The organism is Streptomyces sp. NBC_00620 (genome assembly GCF_026341825.1).
Lineage (GTDB): Bacteria > Actinomycetota > Actinomycetes > Streptomycetales > Streptomycetaceae > Streptomyces.
The window spans coordinates 1899465-1917031 of the sequence record NZ_JAPENY010000002.1; the positions used below are offsets into that span (position 1 = coordinate 1899465).

Here is a 17567-nt window from a genome sequence, read left to right on the forward strand (position 1 = left end):
GGTGTTTCGCGCGGGGGAGGCGTGCGGGCGTACGTCGACTACTCGACGGTGAAGCCCTGCTCCTTGCCGTACTTGATGGAGGCGTCCTGCCAGGACTTCAGGCCGTCGATGAGCTTCGTGTCGGAGATGTACGCCTTGCCGACGGTGTCATTGAAGATCGAGTTGGCGTACTGCTGGAAGGGCAGGTACGACCAGTCGGCGGCGACGTTGGCCGCGGAGTCGGCGAAGATCTCGTTGGCCTTCTGCCCGCCGAAGTACTCGAACTCCTTGTTCTGGAACGCGGAGGCCTGCAGTTCCGCCTTGGTCGCCGGGAAGGCGCCCTCGTCGATGCGGGTCTGCACGCCGGCGCCGGAGTTGGCGTACTCGACGAAGGCGTAGGCGAGTTCCTTGTTCTTGCCCAGCGTGGGCAGGGCCAGGGAGCTGCCGCCGTTCTCCGCGCTCGCCTTGTCGCCCTTGGTCCACTGCGGCATCGGAGCCGCGCGCCAGTCGCCGGCGGCGTTCGGCACGCCGGTGACGAAGTTGGCGGGCATCCAGGCGCCCGTGGTCAGGGTGGCGATGGTGCCGTCACCGAGACCCTTGTACCAGTCGTCGGTCCAGCCGTTGATCGGCGAGACGAGCTTCTCGTCGATGAGCTGCTGCCAGGTGTCGGTGTACTTCTTGGCGCCCGCGTCGTCGAAGTTGATCGTCACCTTGGTGCCGTCGACCTTGTAGGGGCGCGAACCGGCCTGCCACAGCATGCTGGTGGTGAAGCCCGCGTCGCCGGCGTCGTTGGCGATGTAGACCTTGGGGTCGGCCTTGTGCAGCTTGCGGGCCGCGTCGACGTACTCGTCCCAGGTGGTCGGGACCGCGATCTTGTACTTGTCGAAGACCTTCTTGTTGTAGAACATCGCCATCGGGCCGGAGTCCATCGGCAGGCCATAGACCTTGTCACCGTCGCTCACGGCGTTCCACGGACCCGGGGTGTACTTGGAGGCGAGCTTGTCGGCGCCGTACGGGGCCAGGTCGCTGAGGCCCTTGGTGAGGGAGTACTGGCTCAGCGCGAAGTACTCGACCTGCGCGATGTCGGGCACGCCCTTCCCGGCCGAGATGGCGTTCGACAGGGCGGTGTAGTGCTTGTCGCCGGACCGCTCGCTGACGAGGTTGATCTTGACCTTGGGGTACTTCTTCTGGAAGTCGGCGGCAACCGTCTTGAGCGTGGGCTCCCAGGCCCAGACCGTGACCGTGCCGCCCTTCTTGAGGGCCGCCTGGATGTCCGAGGCGGAGACCGGCCCCTGGCTGGAGCTGTCGTCGTCGGAGCCGCCGCAGGCGGTCGCTCCCAGGGCGAGGACGGAGAGGAGGGCGATGCCGCGCATCAGGCGGCGAGTCGTTCTGCGCATGGTGCTTCCACTTCTTCGTGGGCGGGACAGGGCGAGGGTGAATGAGGTGCGGTTGAAGCGGTGTGGGGCCTGAGGGTGGTTATTCCTTGACGCTTCCGGCGGCGAGCCCGGACTGCCAGAACCTCTGCAGCAGCAGGAACGCGGCGATCAGCGGCACGATGGTGAGCAGCGAACCGGTGATCACCAGGTTGAAGATCACGTCGCCGCCGATCGTCTGGGCCTGGTTGTTCCAGGCGTCCAGGCCCAGGGTCAGGGGGTACCAGTTCGGATCCTTGAGCATGATCAGCGGCAGGAAGTAGTTGTTCCAGGTCGCGACCGTGGTGAACAGCAGGACGGTCACGGTGCCTGGGGCGAGCAGCGGCATGGCGACCTGGAAGAAGGTGCGCACCTCGCCCGCTCCGTCGATGCGGGCGGCCTCGAGCAGTTCGACGGGGATGGCCTCGGTCGCGAAGACCCACATGAGGTACAGGCCGAAGGGCGAGACCAGCGAGGGGATGATGACCGCCCACGGGGTGTCGGTCAGGCCCATCTTGCTGAACATCAGGAAGGTGGGCACCGCGAGGGCGGTTCCCGGGACGGCGACGGCACCGATGACCACGGCGAAGACGGCGCGCTTTCCGGGGAAGTTGAACTTCGCGAGTGCGTAACCGCCCAGGATCGCCAGGAGGGTTGCGCCGCCGGCGCCGAGTACGACGTACAGCAGGGTGTTCAGCAGCCAGCGGACGAAGATGCCGTCGTGGTACGTGAACGTCTGGCTGATGTTGTCCCAGAGGGCGAAGTCGTTGCTGAACCACAGTCCGGAGGAGTTGGCCAGTCCGTCCATGGTCTTGGTGGCGCTGATGACCAGCCACACCAGGGGCACCACGGTGTAGAGCAGGATCAGGCCGGTGAGCACGGTCAGCAGCACACTGCGCTTGCGGCGCCCGGGGGTGTGCTTGCGGGGCGTGCGCAGTCGGGGCGCGCTCTTGGTGGCGCCGGCGGCCGGGACGGATGCGGACTGGGAAGCGGTGGTGACAGGGCTGCTCGTGCTGCTCATTGGGTCACGCTCCCTTGCGCATGCCGCGGAGCTGCACGACATAGGCGATGACCATGGTGATCAGCCCCATGATGATGGCGACCGCCGCGGAGTAGTTGTGCTGCTGGCCGTTGAATGACAGCGAGTACGTGTAGTAGTTCGGCGTGAAGTCCGTGGTGATGGCGTTGCGCGCCAGCGGCCGCAGGATGCTCGGCTCGTTGAAGAGCTGGAAGCTGCCGATGATCGAGAAGATCGTCGCGATGACGAGGGCGCCGCGGATGGCCGGGAGCTTGATCGCGCTGATGATGCGGAACTGCCCGGCGCCGTCGATCTCCGCGGCCTCGTACAGCGAGTTCGGGATGACCCGCAGCGCGGAGTAGAAGATCAGCATGTTGTAGCCGATGAACTCCCAGGTGACGATGTTGCCGATCGACGCCAGGACCAGGTCGGAGGAGAGCGGGTCGGGCAGGCTGACGTCGAAGGCCGAGTTGATGTCGCCCACCAGCCCGTACTTCGTGCCGTACATGAAGCCCCACATCAGGGTGGCGACCACGGCGGGCACGGCGTACGGCAGGAAGATCGTGATGCGGAAGAAGTCCGTGCCGTACAGGCGCCCGCTGTCCAGGGCGAGGGCGATCAGCAGGGCGATGCCGAGCATGATCGGCACCTGCACGGCCAGGAACAGCGCCACCCGTGTGAGGGAGGACCAGAACTGGTCGTCCTGCAGGGCCTGTTGGTAGTTGTCCAGACCGACGAAGCTCGTGCCGCCGATCAACTGGTCCCTGAAGAGGCTGAGGTAGATCGAGTACACGATCGGCGCCAGGAACACCAGGGCGAACACGGCCACGAAGGGCCCGATGAACCCCCACCCCGTCCAGGAACGGCGGTCCCGTTTCGCCGGCGGCCGGTCGTGTCCTGATACCGCCGCAGGGGGCTGAAGCGTCGTCATGTCGTTCCTCGCTCGTCCATCTCGGAACCGGCGTCGCACGGCGCCGCGATGTTTGCGTAAACATCTCGCCCCGGGATGAGCCGTGGGCTGTTATGTTTACGTAAACATCTGATGGCGGCATGTCTACACTGCCCCAATGTCGGTGGTCAAGAGTCGTCTGATGTAACGGCAATTGCGACTTGGGTAACAAGGGAGACAGGTGGATACCGCGGACAGCGCCTCGGCGAGTACGGATCGGATACGCGTGCGCGCGGAGCAGCGGGCCGGGCGTCGCACTCAGCGGGTGTCCATGGCTGATGTCGCCCAGCTGGCAGGCGTCTCCTCGCAGACCGTCTCCCGGGTGTCCAACGGTTACGCGGGCGTCAACGAAGAGACCCGGCGCCAGGTGCTCGCGGCCATGAAGGAGCTGGGCTACCGGCCCAACAGCGCCGCCCGGGCCCTCAAGCGCGGCGAATTCCGCACCATCGGTGTCATCACCTTCAACCTCTCCACCACGGGCAACATGCGCACCCTGGAGGCGATCGCCACCTCCGCGGCGCAGGAGGGCTACGCCGTCACGCTCCTGCCCGTCGCCGTGCCCACCCAGGACGAGGTGCGCGGCGCCTTCTCCCGGCTGGGCGAGCTCGCCGTCGACGCCGTCATCGCCATCATGGAGGTGCACCTCCTCGACGCGGCGACCATCTCCTTGCCACCCCACGTCCAGGTCGTGGTCGCGGACTCGGACGCCGGTGACCGCTACAGCGTGGTCGACACCGACCAGGCCGGGGGAGCGCGTGCGGCCGTACGACACCTCCTGGACCTCGGGCACAGCACGATCTGGCATCTCGCCGGCCCCGAGGAGTCCTTCGCGGCGCAACGCCGTGAGGATGCCTGGCGCGCCGGACTCACCGAGGCGGGCTGTGTGCTGCCGCCCGTCGTGCGAGGCGACTGGTCGGCGGAGTCCGGCTACCGCGCGGGACTGCGGCTCGCCGACGAGAAGGCCTGTACGGCGGTTTTCGCCGCCAACGACCAGATGGCACTGGGCCTCTTGCGGGCCTTGCACGAGCGCGGCCGGAGAATCCCCGAAGACGTCAGCGTCATCGGCTTCGACGACATCCCCGAGGCCGGCTCCTTCCTGCCTCCCCTGACCACCGTCCACCAGGACTTCGCCGAAGTGGGACGTCTGTGTGTCGAGGGTGTTCTGCGGCGGATGCGGCACAAGGGGGCGGAGCACGGCACCACGCTCGTACCCACGAAACTCGTGGTGCGCGACAGTACGGCGCCGGCTCCCGCTCCCGCTCCTTAGTGTGGGGTGCGCCGCCGCGACGCTGAAGTGACGCTCGTGGCGGCTGTTTTGATGGAGTGTCAGGGCGGCTGGGGTCGGTCTTGGGCGTTGTGCCGGCCGGAGCCCGCGAAGGGGGCGAAGCGGCTGACGGTCGTCCGGAAGTTGTCCGGAGGCCGAGCGGAACGGGTGCGGGGCGGCGGTGCGTCGACATTGCCGCTGCCCCTGCCGCGGCTCTGACGTGGCGGTGAGCCCGCCGCTCCTTCCGCCGCGGTGAATCCCCGGCTCGCACCGTCGCCCGCTATCTGAAGCCGGTCATCGCTCGGTCGCCCATCGCCGCGAGGGCGGTGGCCGGTTCGGGGGCGCCCCTATGCCGCGAGCCCCTTCAGGCGTGCCTGACAGTGTCCGCCGCCCCCGGGTAAAGAGCCCGTCATGAAATACGCGTCACCTACCTTGACACCATACCTACTAAGAAGGTTTCTTGGTCTCAAGGGCGACCGGACGTGAAAAGGGAACATTCCGCAACGGGACCGCGGAAGAGCCTCGCTTCGGCCGATCGCACACATCCTTCACGCCCCGCTCCGCACCAGCCCGTCGACCGGGCGGTCGTGCACGGTTGGGCACCGGACAACGGAGGACCCGCGATGAAGATCGCTCCGTTCGACGAGAACGCGTTCAAGATGGACCACCCCAGGGGGACGGTCTCGTTCAACTACCTGCTCATGGGCGACCGGAGCAGGCCCATGGACAACTACCGCTACATCCTGGGCCGTCAGGAGGCCGATTTCCTGATGCCCCGGCACTGCCACACCTTCGAGCAGATCCGTCTGCCGCTGGTCGGCGACATGAACCTGGGCGAGCAGGGCATCCTGCGCGAGGGCGAGGTCGGCTACTTCCCCGAGGGCCAGACCTACGGCCCGCAGGACGACCCGCTGACCGACCCCAAGCAGCTGCAGCTCGTGCTCCAGTTCGCCGGCGCCTCCGCGCTCGGCATGGGCGCCGGCCGGGGACGCGGCCCGGACAACAAGGAGGCCCAGGCCGAACACCGCGCGGTCCGCGAGCAGCGGTTCCCCAAGCCGCGCTACAACGGCGTGGTCATCAGCAACCCGGACCACCTCAACTGGCTGCCGCTGGCGGGCTGGCCGGGCGTCAAGCGCAAGCCCGTCGGCACCTACACCGAGCGGGAGTTCTGGATCGAGTTCCTCAAGATCGACGCCGGCGCCGAATGGGTGTCGCAGAGTGAGGACGCCCGCCGTCTGACAGTCGTCCTGTCGGGCGCGGGCACCATCGAGGACACCCCGGTCGCCAAGCTCGGCGCGGTGGACGCCGACCCCGGGGACAAGGTCCGCTTCACGGCCACCGAGGAACTGATCCTCTTCACCGTCGGCCTGCCCCCGATCCAGCAGCCCGTCGAGCCCGACGACGACAAGTTCGTCACCTCCTACACCGACGGCGGCATCCGGTTCGAGAACCCGAAGGACGCCGCCGACGGCTGAGTCCGGCCGCACGCCGACGCAGGCCGAAGGCACTTTCACCGCCTCTTGAGAACCCACCTCCGATGTGGCGAACACCGTCCTCCCCCGGTGCGCGCGTCGGGAAGGCGCTCGCCTCCCACGCGAAGAGCGCCCCTGCTCGATCCCACCACTCCCCTCACCGGCAAGACACAAGGAGCGACAGACATGAGTGGACTGAGCGTGACCCAGGCTTCGGAAATCGTGGACGCGGCACTGAGCCACGCACGTGAGCTGGGCCTGCGTCCCCTGACGGTCACCGTGCTCGACCTGGGCGGTCACCCGAAGGTCGTCAAGCGCGAGGACGGTGCGGGCATCCTGCGCCCGCAGATCGCCCACGCCAAGGCATGGGGCTCCCTGGGCACCGGCCAAGGCGGCGCCGTCGGAGCCCGCCACGCCACCCGCGACCCGGCCTTCTTCGCGGCGCTGGCCTCGATCTCCGAGGGGCGGATCGCCTCGTCCAAAGGCGGCGTGCTGATCCGGGACGAGCACGGCGAACTGCTCGGCGCGGTCGGTGTCAGTGGCGACCGGCCCGACAACGACGAGGCCGTCGCCGTCTTCGGCGTGGAGAAGGCCGGCCTGGTCGCCGACGCGGGCTGACCGCACTGCCCCTGGCCGGGCGCCCCATATCCCGACGGCATCGAACTCGCCGTACGAACCACGCCTTTCGGCAGTGAAGAGAAGTTCTAACCGCCTCTTGCTCGGCCCACAGGGCACCACTGGCTTCCATGACCGGCAATTTCAGGGGAAGTGCCGCAGGTCGGGGTTCCGAATTCCTCGAATTCCGAACCAAGCCGTGTGGGAGTCCGAGAGCCGCGAGACCGGGACCTGAAGAGTCGCGAGATAGGGACCTGAAATGAACAACCGAAGCAGCGTCGCTTCATCGAAAGTACTGTCCGGCACCGTGAGACGGCGCATGGGCGGGATCACGGCGGCGATCGCGCTGACGGCGGCCGCGGGTTGCGCGGGCAACACCAATCCCGGTGCGGGTGAACAGATCACCGTGTCGGTCTCGATAGCGGCGCCTGCGAATGCCCCGATCTTCCTTGCCGACGAACTCGGCTATTTCGAGGACGAGGGCCTCGACGTCAAGGTGCAGATCATCGCGAACGCCAGCCTGCAGATCGCCACCGGCAAGGTGCAGTACGGCGCCGTCAACACTTCCACGGTGATCCAGGCGGCGGCGCAGGACACCAAACTGCAGCAGATCTGTGTGACCCAGGTGGACCCCTCCTACATCCTCGCGGTGAGCGACGTGGCATGGGAGCGGAACAACATGAACGACTCCATGTCGCTCAAGGAGATGCTGGCGGCCCTGGAGGGCGAGAACATCACGGCGATCGGCGGCCGCACCGTCAATCCCGGTGCGAAATTGCTGGAGAGCCTGCTGAAGAAGGAGGGCCTCCCCGCGGAGTCGATCGGCGTGCTCTCGCAGGCCAGCACCGCCGCGTCGACAGCCGCGTTCCAGAAGGGCCAAGTGGGCCTGGTCTTCCAGCCGCAGCCGATCCCCGACCAGGTTCTCTCGGTGGCGCCCGGCCGCATCATCTACGACACCGGGAGCTCCGATCTCTTCTCCGAACTGAACGGGGTCTCCTGGTCGGGAATCGGTTCCTCGACGACCTACGCCGCCGAGCATCCCGACATCAGCGAGAAGATCTGCAACGCCATCGGCAAGGCCAACAACTACCTGGACGAGAAGCCCGAAGAGGCCGCGAAGACCCTGCACAAGGACATGAACTCCTTCGACGAGAAAGTCCTCGCGGACAGCATGGAGACCTACAAGTGGGCCAAGGACGCGGCCATGAGCGAGGAGCAGTTCGCCAAGAGCGTCGAAGTCCTCGCCGAACTCGGCATGTTCGAGCAGCCGTCCGCGGAAGTGCTCGACGGTGCCTACACGGCGGACTACCAGAAGTGAACCGGTGCGGAACGTCCGCACAGTTTGTGCTGACGCCGGGACAGGGACGAGTCGGAGGAAATGATGCAGGATCTCGGTACTGAGCGGCCGGCGGTGATCCTCGGAGATCTCACGCACCGGTTCGTGACTCCGGGTGGAGAGATGATGGACGTCCTCCAGGACGTGTCCGTCACGGTCCGCGAGAAAGAGTTCTTCACGGTCGTCGGACCCAGCGGATGCGGAAAGAGCACCCTGCTGAACATCGCGTCCGGTCTGCTCCAGCCGACCGACGGGACCATACGGTGCCTCAAGGGCGACCGGGAGTTGCAGAAGCTGGAGATCGGATACATCACCCAGGACTCCAATCTCTTCCCCTGGTTCACCGTGATCGAGAACATCATGATGCCGCTGGAGATCCGCAGGATTCCCAAACCGGAGCGGGTCGAGCGCGCCAGGGAATGGATCAAGATCGTCGGCCTGGAAGGCTTCGAGAACCACTATCCGCGGCAGTTGTCCGGCGGTATGCAGAAACGCTGCTCCATCGCCCGCACCATGGTCTACGAGCCCGAAGTACTGCTCATGGACGAACCCTTCGGCGCGCTCGACGCGATCACGAAGCAGACGATGCAGAAGACCGTTCTGGACCTGTGGCAGCGCCGTCAGACCTCGGTCATCTTCATCACCCACGACCTGACCGAGGCGATCGCCCTCTCGGACCGCGTCGCCGTCATGACGGGCCGCCCCGGCCGGATCCGGCGGACGGTGGACATTCCCCTCGCACGGCCCAGGGACGTCTACAACATCACGGACCAGACGGGCTTTCAGGAACTGCGGCAGGAGCTGTGGAGCCTCCTCGAATCCGACATCGAGACCGACCTCAAGGCCTGAGCAGAAGGAGAGCACGATGGCTGTCGTCGGCGATCACGAACCACTCACCATGCGAGGGGGCCGGGTGGTCCGGCCGAAGAATTCCAAGGGGCGTCCTCGCGGACGTCACGGCACGAAGATCATGCTCGGGCAGTTCGGCATCGTGCTGCTGTTCCTGGGGGTCTGGCAGCTCCTCAGCGGCCGCGTGATCGACTACTTCCTCATCAGCAACCCGGTCGACGTCGTGGTCAAGCTGTACAACGTCCTCGGGGACAGTGCGATGCACGGCCACATCATGGCCACCGCCCAGGAGTTGGTGCTGGGGTGGGCGCTCGGCGCGTCCGCGGGTGCCGTGGTGGGCTGGGCCCTCGGCGCGGCCAAGACCGCCGGCGAGATCATGGAGCCGATCCTCAACGCGATCAACGGGATCCCCAAGGTCGCCCTCGCACCGATGATGCTGCTCTGGTTCGGTCTCGGCATGGGGTCGAAGATCGCGATCGCCAGCATGATCGTGTTCTTCCTCGTCTTCTTCAACGTTTACGCGGGCATGCGTAATGTGCCGAAACCGCTGGTCGAGGTGGCTCGCGCCATGGGCGCGTCGCGCATGTTCGTGGTGCGCAAGGTGGTTCTGCCCTCCGTCAGCGTTCCGCTGTTCGCCGGGCTGAAGGCCGGTGTGTCGTTCGCGATGATCGGCGTCATCGCCGGCGAGTTCATCTCGGCGGACAAGGGCCTCGGCTACTACTCCATGACCTCGACCCAGCAGTTCGACCCGTCCGGACTGTTCGCCGCGCTGGTGATCATCGTGGCGATGGTGGTGTTCGGGAGTTCGCTGATCGGTGTCTTCGAGCGCCGGGCGCTGAAGTGGCAGCGCGACTGACCGGGTGACGCAGCCGAGGGAGCCCGGGGGCCGTGGAGCGGCCTGCCGGGCTCCGACAGGGCCCGTAGGGAAGAACACAGAGACACTGGGAGAGGGTCGTATGCCTTCCTGGGCGCCGAGTTGCGGGGGCGCGGAATGAGTGGCCGCGGCATCGTCGTCAAACAGACGACGGCCGTCAGCGTGGTCTACGTCGCCGCTGTCTTTCTCAACGTGATGGACACGACGATCGTCAATGTCGCCCTGCCGAGCGTCGGCCGCGCGTTCTCGGTCCCGTCCACCTCCGTCGACGCCGTCTCCATCTCCTACCTCGTCAGCCTCGCGGTGTTCATTCCGGCGTCCGGCTGGCTCGGTGACCGGTTCGGCGGGAAGCGGATCCTGCTGACGGCCCTGACTGTGTTCACACTGGGGTCGGCTCTGTCCGGGCTCGCGACGAGCCTCGGCGAACTCATCGCCTTCAGACTGCTCCAGGGGGCGGGGGGCGGCATGCTCGTTCCGGTCGGCATGGCCATGATGCTGCGCAGTTTCCCGCCGGGGGAGCGCGTGCGCGTCTTCGCCGTACTCAGCATGGCGAACGCCGTCGCCCCGACGATCGGTCCGTCGCTCGGTGGTCTGCTGGTGACGGAGTTGTCGTGGCGCTGGGTGTTCTTCGTCAATGTCCCGGTCGGCTGCGCGGCGCTCGTGTTCGGTGCGCTGTTCCTCCGCAACTCCGTCCAGGAGGAGCTGGGACGGTTCGACCTCCTGGGGTTCCTGCTCGCGGCGGCGGGTCTGGGCCTGGCGATGTACGGGCTGTCGCAGGGACCCGATCTGGGGTGGACCGCCCGGCCTGTTCTGGTCGGCCTCGTGGTCGGTGCGGCGCTGCTGGGAGTTCTGGTGGTCGTCGAGTTGCGTTCCCGCGCGCCGCTGATCGACATCCGCCTGTTCCAGGACCGGCTGTTCCGCTCGGGGAGCGTCGTCATGGCGCTGGAATCGGTCGCGTTCCTCGGTGTGATCTACACGGTGTCGCTGTATCTCCAGGACGGGCGGGGACTCAGCCCGCTGGCCTCCGGCCTGAGCATCCTGCCGCAGGCCCTGGGCGTCATGACCGGTTCCCAGGTTGCCAGCCGGTTGCTGTACCGGCGGCTCGGACCGCGCCGGCACCTTGTGGTCGGCGTGCTCGGGTCGAGCCTGTCCATGGCCTTGCTGGCGGTGTTGAGCGTCCACGGCCCCCTGTGGCAGGTGTGGGTCACCCTCTACCTCGTGGGTTTCGGGGTGGGCCAGGTGTTCGTGGCGACCCAGGCGGCGTCGTTCGCGACGGTCTCGGCCGCCGCGTCCGGACGGGCGGCGACGCTGTTCAACGCCGGTCGGAGGCTCGGCGGTGCGGTGGGTATCGCCGTGGCCACCACCGCCCTCGTTCTCGTGGGCGTGGACTCGCCCGCCGACGGGCAGCCGGCCGGCGACGGCGCCGCCTACCGGGTGGGGTTCCTCGTTGCCGCGGCGGTCAACCTGCTTGCCCTTCGGGCGGCTTGGGTGGTCCGCGACGCCGATGCGGCGAGCACCGTACCGGAGGCGCGTCCGCGGCGCCCACGCCGAGCCAGGTCGGGGTGAAGGACAGCCGGGACCACACGTGACCTCTGCCGCGCTGGTCAGGCAGCAGCCCAATTTCCTATGGGATTGTGACCGTTGAGCCTCGGTCCGCTCGCGCGGCAACCGTGCCGGGCTGCGCCGTCAAAAGTCTCTGGACGTGCCAAGACAGGCCCTCGAAAGCCCTCAAGTCGCCTACTTTTGTCGGATGTCTTGACGCGGATCGGTGCCTGAAGGAGCATCTCAGCGCCAATATCCTATGGAATTCGGGTGGAGTTGTGACGCCATACCTCCGTATCGGGCCCCTCTTGTCCAGTACCGTCGCCGCGGCGGTGCTCGCCGGTGCCTTGACGGGATGCACCCTGAAGAACTCCGGGGAACCGGCCGCCGGGAGCACGGCCACCGCGGCGGGTACGGGGAACGGGTCGGCCGAACTGGCCGACGGATCCGCAGTCAAGGTCGCACTCGTCCCCGGTGGCGCCCACCCGTACTTCCAGGTGTGGAAGACGACGGGAGCCACCGCGGAGAAGGAGTACGGGCTCGGGGACCTGACGTTCAACGAGACCGCCGAGTGGGACCAGCAGAAGCAGAACAACCTCCTGTCCACGCTCGCGGCACGCGGGTACAACGCGTTCGGCGTCTTCGGTGTCTCGCCGACCGACATCAACAGCACCTTCGCCGACCTCAAGTCCCAGGGTTTCGCGGTGGCTTCACTCGCCTCGTGCCCGGCCGGTGACGTGAACGAGGCGGACTTCTGTCTGTCCACGGACGTCGAGGTCGCGGCCTACAAGGCCACCCAGGCCACGATCGAGGCCATGGGCGGCAAAGGCGCACTGGTCCACCTGACCGGCAACAACGTCGACGCCAACACCCAACTCCGCATCAAGGGCGTGGAGAAGGCGGTGCAGGAGACCAAGGGCAAGGTCACACTCCTGCAGACGGTCACCGACATCGACAAGGACCTGCAGACCGCTCAGAAGGCGGTGTCCGACCTGCTGGCCGCCAAGGGCAACGAGATCCAGGGCATCGTCACCACCGCGTACAACCCCGCGGTCGCCGCGGCCGGAGCGGTCCAGAGTTCGGGATCGAAGGCGAAGGTCGTGGCCATCGACGACGACGCCAAGATCATCGGTGCGATCAAGGACGGCTCCGTCAGCGCCACGGTCGTACAGAACCCGGTGGGGCAGGCGGACGTGGGCACTTGGGTGCTCGCGCTGCTGCAGAGCAAGCAGTGCGTGATGCGTGATCCGGGCGTGGTCGTCGACTCCGGATCCTTCGTGGTCACCAAGGCGAATGTCGTCGGCTACGACAAGGAGCGGCAGAGCAAGACCGCCGACCTCAAGAAGCAGTTCGCCGACGAGCTCCTCAACTGCGGCTGACCCGAACGTCGCCACTCAGCCGCTGTGCCAACACGGCCACCGACCAAGGCCTTTGACCAGGGAGACCCGGACACCCCCATGAGCATCATCACGACCGCCACGGCCAGGCTGGCCGACATCCCCGTGGAGCAGAACCGCACCGACGCGGTCCAGGCGTTCATCAAGCAGGAGACGATATTCGTCGACCTCGCCACCGACGACGGCCTGGCCGGCATGGGCTACAGCTACACCATCGGCACCGGCGGCTCCTCGGTCCTGGCGCTGCTGAACGACCATCTGCTCCCCGCCCTGCCCGGCCAGGACGCCCGTAACGTCGAGGCCCTGTGGCAGCGGCTGTTCGCCCGGACACGGGCGACCGCCGTCGGAGCCATCACCTCGCTGGCCCTCGCCGCGGTCGACACCGCCCTGTGGGACCTGCGATGCAAGCGGGCCGGCGAGCCCTTGTGGCGGCTGGCGGGCGGCCACCGCCAGGAGATACCGCTGTACGACACCGAAGGCGGCTGGCTGCATCTGAGCACCGAGGACCTGGTCAAGTCGGCCGTGGCCGCCCGCGACGCCGGGTGGGCCGGAGTAAAGATCAAGGTGGGCAAGCCGCACCCGGCGGAGGACGTCGAACGGCTGCGCGCGGTCCGCGAGGCCGTCGGGCCCGCGCTGCACATCATGACGGACGCCAACCAGTCCCAGACGCTGTCCTCGGCCGTGCGACTGGCCTCGGCGCTCGAACCCCATGGACCGTTCTGGTTCGAGGAACCGATGCCGGCGGACGACGTGAGCGGCCATGCGCGCCTCGCCCGTGCCACCAACGTGCCGATCGCGGTGGGGGAGACCCTCTACTCGCTGGGGCAGTTCCGCCAGTACCTGGAGGCCGGAGCCGCCTCCGTGGTGCAGGTCGACGCGGCCCGCGTCGGCGGCATCACCCCCTGGCTGAAGGTCGCCCACCTGGCAGAGGCGTACAACGTCATGGTCTGCCCGCACTTCCTGATGGAACTGCACGTGAGCCTCGCGGCGGCCGTGCCCAACGGCATGTACGTCGAGTACATCCCGCAGCTGAGGGCGATCACCCGCACCGAACTGACCGTGCGCGACGGCCGAGCGGTGGCGTCCGACGAACCGGGCATCGGCATCGACTGGGACCACGACGCGATCGACGACCGGAGGGTGGCATGACCACGACCTCGTCACCTCCCGCGGACACCGACCGGCCACCGGTGTCACAGCGCCGGACTCCCCGGCGCCGCATCCTGGCCCCCCAGCAACTGGGCCTGCTCGGGCTCGTCGTCGCGCTCGTCATCGTCTTCGGCCTGCTGCGCCCGGCCTTCTTCGACGCCAGGCTCGTCCTCTTCCCGCTGCTGCGCGACATCTCGACGCTGACCGTGGTGGCACTGGCCCAGATGGTCGTCCTGTCCGTCGGGCACATGAACCTGGCCGTGGGCCGCATGGCCGCGTTCGGCGCCCTGTTCGCCGGGTTCGGCTATGACCGGCTCGGACTGCCGCTGTCCGTGGGCCTGTTGGTCTGCCTGGTGGCGGGAGCCCTGATCGGTGCCCTGACCGGATGGATCATCGCCCGTACCGGCGTGAGCTCCTTCGTCGTGACGCTCGCCATGGACTTCGCCCTCCTCGGGCTGGTGTCCCTGCTGTACTCCGCGCTCACCGAGAACGCCGCCTTCACCAGCACACCGTCCGGGATGACGGAGCTTCGCCAGTACTCGCTTGCCGACATCTGCGTCGGTCCCGTCTGCGGTTCACCGGCGATTCCGCAGCTGGCCCAGTTCACCGTCCTGGCCCTCGTCGGACTCGGCTTCCTCTACCGCTACACCCGTACTGGCAGGGAACTCCTGCTGACGGGCGCCAACCCGGCCGCCGCGGAATTGTCGGGCATCCCCACCGCCCGCCGCGTCATCACCGCACACATGCTGTCGGGCCTGCTGGCCGCGCTCGCCGGATTCATGGCCGCCGTCAGCACGGGAACCTTCCGCGCCTCCATCGGGGACGACTTCATGCTGCCGTCGTTCCTCGGAGCCGTGCTCGGCGGCACCCTGCTCACCGGCGGCGTCGTCTCGGTCATCGGCGCTCTGCTGGGCACCTCGCTGGTCGGCGTCATCCGCAAGGGCCTCGACCTGCTCGGCGTGGGGTTGGAGAGCCTCAACATCTACCTCGGCTGTGTGCTGCTGCTCGCCCTGTCCGCCGACCGGGTGCGCCACATCGTCAGCTACCGAAAGGTGGTGCGCTCGACATGACGACCTCCGCAACTCCCCCTGCCTGGAAGGCCGAAGCCCTCTCCTCGCTGCGACGCTTCTCCCGCTCCACCTCCCTGACCCTGCTCTGCGTCGTCGTGGCCGGGTACATCGGTCTGGGTGTGGCGTCGTCGGGTTCCTTCTTCGAGGGCAACTCGGTCCGGACCTTCCTGCAGTACCTGGCGACCCCCATCCTCATCGGTCTCGCGCAGATGGTCTGCCTGTGCGTCGGACAGCTCAACCTCGCGGTCGGCGCCCTGGGCGGATTCACCGCCTGCGCCATGGGCGTCCTCATGGCCGACGCGGGTATGCCGGCCGGCCTGGCCGTCCTGATCGGCGTGCTGATGGCCACGGCGATCGGCGCTCTCACCGGTGCGTTCATCGTGGTGACCCAGATCAACGGGTTCATCGTCACCCTCGGCACCATGACCATCCTGCTGGGCGCGCAGTACCGGCTGGCCGGGACCCGTACCGTCGACGGCTACTCCGCCACCTTGCGCGATCTGGGCACGGCCGCGCCCGCGAACATCCCGCTCGTCCTCGTCACGGCACTGGTCGTGGCCGCTCTCCTCGCCGTGTTCATGCACCGGGGGATCGCGGGACGGCGACTGCTCGCGGCGGGCGGCAATCCGCTGGCCGCACGGCTCTCGGGCATTTCCACCGACCGCCAGATCGTCCTGGCGCACACGCTGTCCGGCCTGCTGATCGGAGTGGCCGCACTGATCGCGACCGCGTCGCTGCCCGGCGTCAACCGCAGCGTCGGCGGCGACTGGCTCCTGCCCAGCTTCGCGGCCCCCATCATCGGCGGTGTGGCCCTGACCGGCGGGTCGGTGGCGATTCTCGGGACCGTGCTGGCCGCCTTCGTCATGCGGCTCATCGACAGCGCACGTGCCGAGTTCTCGCTCGATCCGAGCTGGGTCAACTTCCTGATCGGCGTCGTCGTCCTCGCCACGGTCGTCGGAGGCCGCCTCCACCAGTCGCACCTCAGCACCGCACGCCCGCACAAGGATGGGCAACCACCCACCGACAACCGGGCGGCGCCCGCCACCGCCCTGCCGAGCACCGGGGGTGCCCAGTGAGCGACGTACTGCTGGAGTGCGAGGACATCGTCAAGGTCTTCCCCGGGGTGCGCGCCCTGGACCAGGTGGCCCTGCGCCTGACGGCGGGAACCGTGCACGCCCTTCTCGGTGAGAACGGCGCGGGCAAATCGACCCTGATCAAGGTTCTGACCGGGGTCCACGCCCCGGACGGCGGTCGTCTGCTGCTGCGCGGCAGCGAGGTGCATCTGCGGACCCCACTGGACGCCACCCGCGCCGGCATCGGAGTGGTGCACCAGGAGCGCAATCTGATTCCCGCCTTCTCCGTGGCGGAGAACATCACGCTCCTGAAGCCCCCCTCACGCCGCGGCCTCATCGACCGCGGGGCCATGACCGGCCCGGTGGAACACTGTCTCCGGGAGGTCGGGCTCGACCTGGACCCGCACACGGTCGTCAGTGAACTCTCCGTCGCCCAGCAGCAGTTGGTCGAGATCGCCAAGGCGCTGCACACCGACAGCCGGGTACTCCTGCTGGACGAACCGACCGCGTCCCTCTCGCCGCAGGAGGCCGAGCGGCTCTTCGAGGTGATCCGGCGGCTGACGGCCCGCGGCACCTGCGTCGTCTTCGTCAGCCACAAGCTGGAGGAGGTGTTCGCGGTCTGCGACACCGTCACCGTGCTGCGCGACGGGCACTCCGTCCTGCGGTCGGTCCCGCTCGCCGAGCACACGCACGACGAGATCGTGAGCCTGATGGTGGGCCGCACCCACGAGGCCTCCGCACTCTCCCCGCGGACGGTGGACCGGACCGCGGAGCCGGCGCTCTCCCTCACGGGTGTCGCCACCGCGGCGGGCCACGCCGACATCAATCTTGATGTCAGGCCCGGAGAGATCGTCGGGCTGTACGGTCTCGTCGGCGCCGGCCGCAGCGAACTGGTCCGGGCCGTCCTCGGCCTCGAACGCGTCACGGCCGGCGAAGTCCGTGTGTACGGCGAGCCGGCGAAGATCTCCTCCCCACGGCAGGCACTCCACGAGTACGGAATCGGCTATCTCACCGAGAACCGCAAGGAGGAAGGCGTCTTCCTGGAACAGCCGATTCTGCGGAACATCACCGTCACCGTGTGGAAGAAGCTGGCGCAGGCCCTGGGGTACGTCTCCGACAAGCGGGAAAGAAGCGTCGCCGAAGACCTTGTCGAGCGGCTCGGCATCCGCATCGCCTCACTGGAACAGAACGCCGGTGAACTGTCCGGCGGCAACCAGCAGAAGGTGAGCCTCGCCAAATGGCTCGCGGCGGACACCCGGCTGCTCGTCGTCGACGAACCGACCGTCGGTGTCGACGTCCGCACCAAGCACGCCTTCCACGAACTGATCTGGGAGCTCGCCCGTGACGGCCTGCCCATCCTGCTGATCAGCAGCGACCTCGGAGAGATGGTGACGCTGGCCGACCGCATCGTCGTCATGGCGGACTACCGGATCCGGGGAGAGACCAGGAACGAACACGACTACGAGCGGATGAGCGGCCAGGTCATCCGCCTCATCCACGGACAGGGGAACGCGACGAGGGACTCGGACCGCGACTCGCAAATCCCTATATGATTCACAAGCGTTACC

Annotated in this window: 15 protein-coding genes; 12 read left to right on the forward strand and 3 right to left on the reverse strand. The window is 67.6% G+C overall.

The genetic code is table 11. The annotated features are described in order from the left end of the window. Nucleotides 1-38 precede the first annotated feature (38 nt). The 3 genes from OG246_RS27810 to OG246_RS27820 form a co-directional block, all read right to left on the reverse strand. Nucleotides 39-1376 (reverse strand): ABC transporter substrate-binding protein, encoded by a 1338-nt coding sequence (locus OG246_RS27810; RefSeq protein ID WP_266469388.1) that lies wholly within the window; start codon nucleotides 1374-1376, stop codon nucleotides 39-41. A gap of 79 nt (nucleotides 1377-1455) precedes the next feature. Next, complete coding sequence (locus tag OG246_RS27815) at nucleotides 1456-2412, reverse strand: carbohydrate ABC transporter permease (RefSeq protein ID WP_266469390.1); 957 nt, start codon at nucleotides 2410-2412, stop codon at nucleotides 1456-1458. A 4-nt stretch (nucleotides 2413-2416) separates the two neighbouring features. After that, nucleotides 2417-3340 carry a carbohydrate ABC transporter permease gene (locus tag OG246_RS27820; RefSeq protein WP_266469392.1) on the reverse strand — a complete coding sequence of 308 codons (924 nt, stop codon included), beginning with the start codon at nucleotides 3338-3340 and terminating at the stop codon, nucleotides 2417-2419. A 199-nt stretch (nucleotides 3341-3539) separates the two neighbouring features. On the opposite strand from OG246_RS27820, the gene OG246_RS27825 reads away from it, so the two are divergent. From OG246_RS27825 to OG246_RS27880, 12 genes are all read left to right on the forward strand, one after another. Further along, complete coding sequence (locus OG246_RS27825; protein ID WP_266469393.1) at nucleotides 3540-4625, forward strand: LacI family DNA-binding transcriptional regulator; 1086 nt, start codon at nucleotides 3540-3542, stop codon at nucleotides 4623-4625. Between the two features lie 620 nt (nucleotides 4626-5245). Further along, nucleotides 5246-6097 carry a hypothetical protein gene (locus tag OG246_RS27830; protein ID WP_266469395.1) on the forward strand — a complete coding sequence of 284 codons (852 nt, stop codon included), beginning with the start codon at nucleotides 5246-5248 and terminating at the stop codon, nucleotides 6095-6097. A gap of 183 nt (nucleotides 6098-6280) precedes the next feature. After that, nucleotides 6281-6712 (forward strand): heme-binding protein, encoded by a 432-nt coding sequence (locus tag OG246_RS27835; protein ID WP_266469397.1) that lies wholly within the window; start codon nucleotides 6281-6283, stop codon nucleotides 6710-6712. A gap of 304 nt (nucleotides 6713-7016) precedes the next feature. After that, nucleotides 7017-8027, forward strand: a complete 1011-nt coding sequence (locus OG246_RS27840) for an ABC transporter substrate-binding protein (protein WP_266469399.1) — start codon at nucleotides 7017-7019, stop codon at nucleotides 8025-8027. 60 nt (nucleotides 8028-8087) lie between these two features. Then, complete coding sequence (locus OG246_RS27845) at nucleotides 8088-8894, forward strand: ABC transporter ATP-binding protein (protein WP_266469401.1); 807 nt, start codon at nucleotides 8088-8090, stop codon at nucleotides 8892-8894. Between the two features lie 16 nt (nucleotides 8895-8910). Beyond that, nucleotides 8911-9750: an ABC transporter permease gene (locus tag OG246_RS27850; RefSeq protein WP_266469403.1), complete on the forward strand. Its 840-nt coding sequence runs from the start codon at nucleotides 8911-8913 to the stop codon at nucleotides 9748-9750. Nucleotides 9751-9885: 135 nt separating this feature from the next. Continuing rightward, the gene (locus OG246_RS27855; RefSeq protein ID WP_266469405.1) at nucleotides 9886-11334 is read left to right on the forward strand and encodes an MDR family MFS transporter; all 1449 of its coding nucleotides are present in this window, start codon (nucleotides 9886-9888) and stop codon (nucleotides 11332-11334) included. A 284-nt stretch (nucleotides 11335-11618) separates the two neighbouring features. Then, nucleotides 11619-12689, forward strand: a complete 1071-nt coding sequence (locus tag OG246_RS27860; RefSeq protein ID WP_266469406.1) for a substrate-binding domain-containing protein — start codon at nucleotides 11619-11621, stop codon at nucleotides 12687-12689. Nucleotides 12690-12767: 78 nt separating this feature from the next. Continuing rightward, the gene (locus tag OG246_RS27865) at nucleotides 12768-13856 is read left to right on the forward strand and encodes a mandelate racemase/muconate lactonizing enzyme family protein (RefSeq protein WP_266469407.1); all 1089 of its coding nucleotides are present in this window, start codon (nucleotides 12768-12770) and stop codon (nucleotides 13854-13856) included. After that, entirely contained in the window at nucleotides 13853-14926 is a 1074-nt protein-coding gene (locus tag OG246_RS27870; RefSeq protein ID WP_266469408.1) for an ABC transporter permease, read from the forward strand. The genes OG246_RS27865 and OG246_RS27870 overlap by 4 nt, the downstream gene beginning before the upstream one ends. Next, nucleotides 14923-16002: an ABC transporter permease gene (locus OG246_RS27875; RefSeq protein ID WP_266469410.1), complete on the forward strand. Its 1080-nt coding sequence runs from the start codon at nucleotides 14923-14925 to the stop codon at nucleotides 16000-16002. The genes OG246_RS27870 and OG246_RS27875 overlap by 4 nt, the downstream gene beginning before the upstream one ends. Beyond that, nucleotides 15999-17552 carry a sugar ABC transporter ATP-binding protein gene (locus OG246_RS27880; protein WP_266469412.1) on the forward strand — a complete coding sequence of 518 codons (1554 nt, stop codon included), beginning with the start codon at nucleotides 15999-16001 and terminating at the stop codon, nucleotides 17550-17552. The genes OG246_RS27875 and OG246_RS27880 overlap by 4 nt, the downstream gene beginning before the upstream one ends. Nucleotides 17553-17567: the final 15 nt, after the last annotated feature.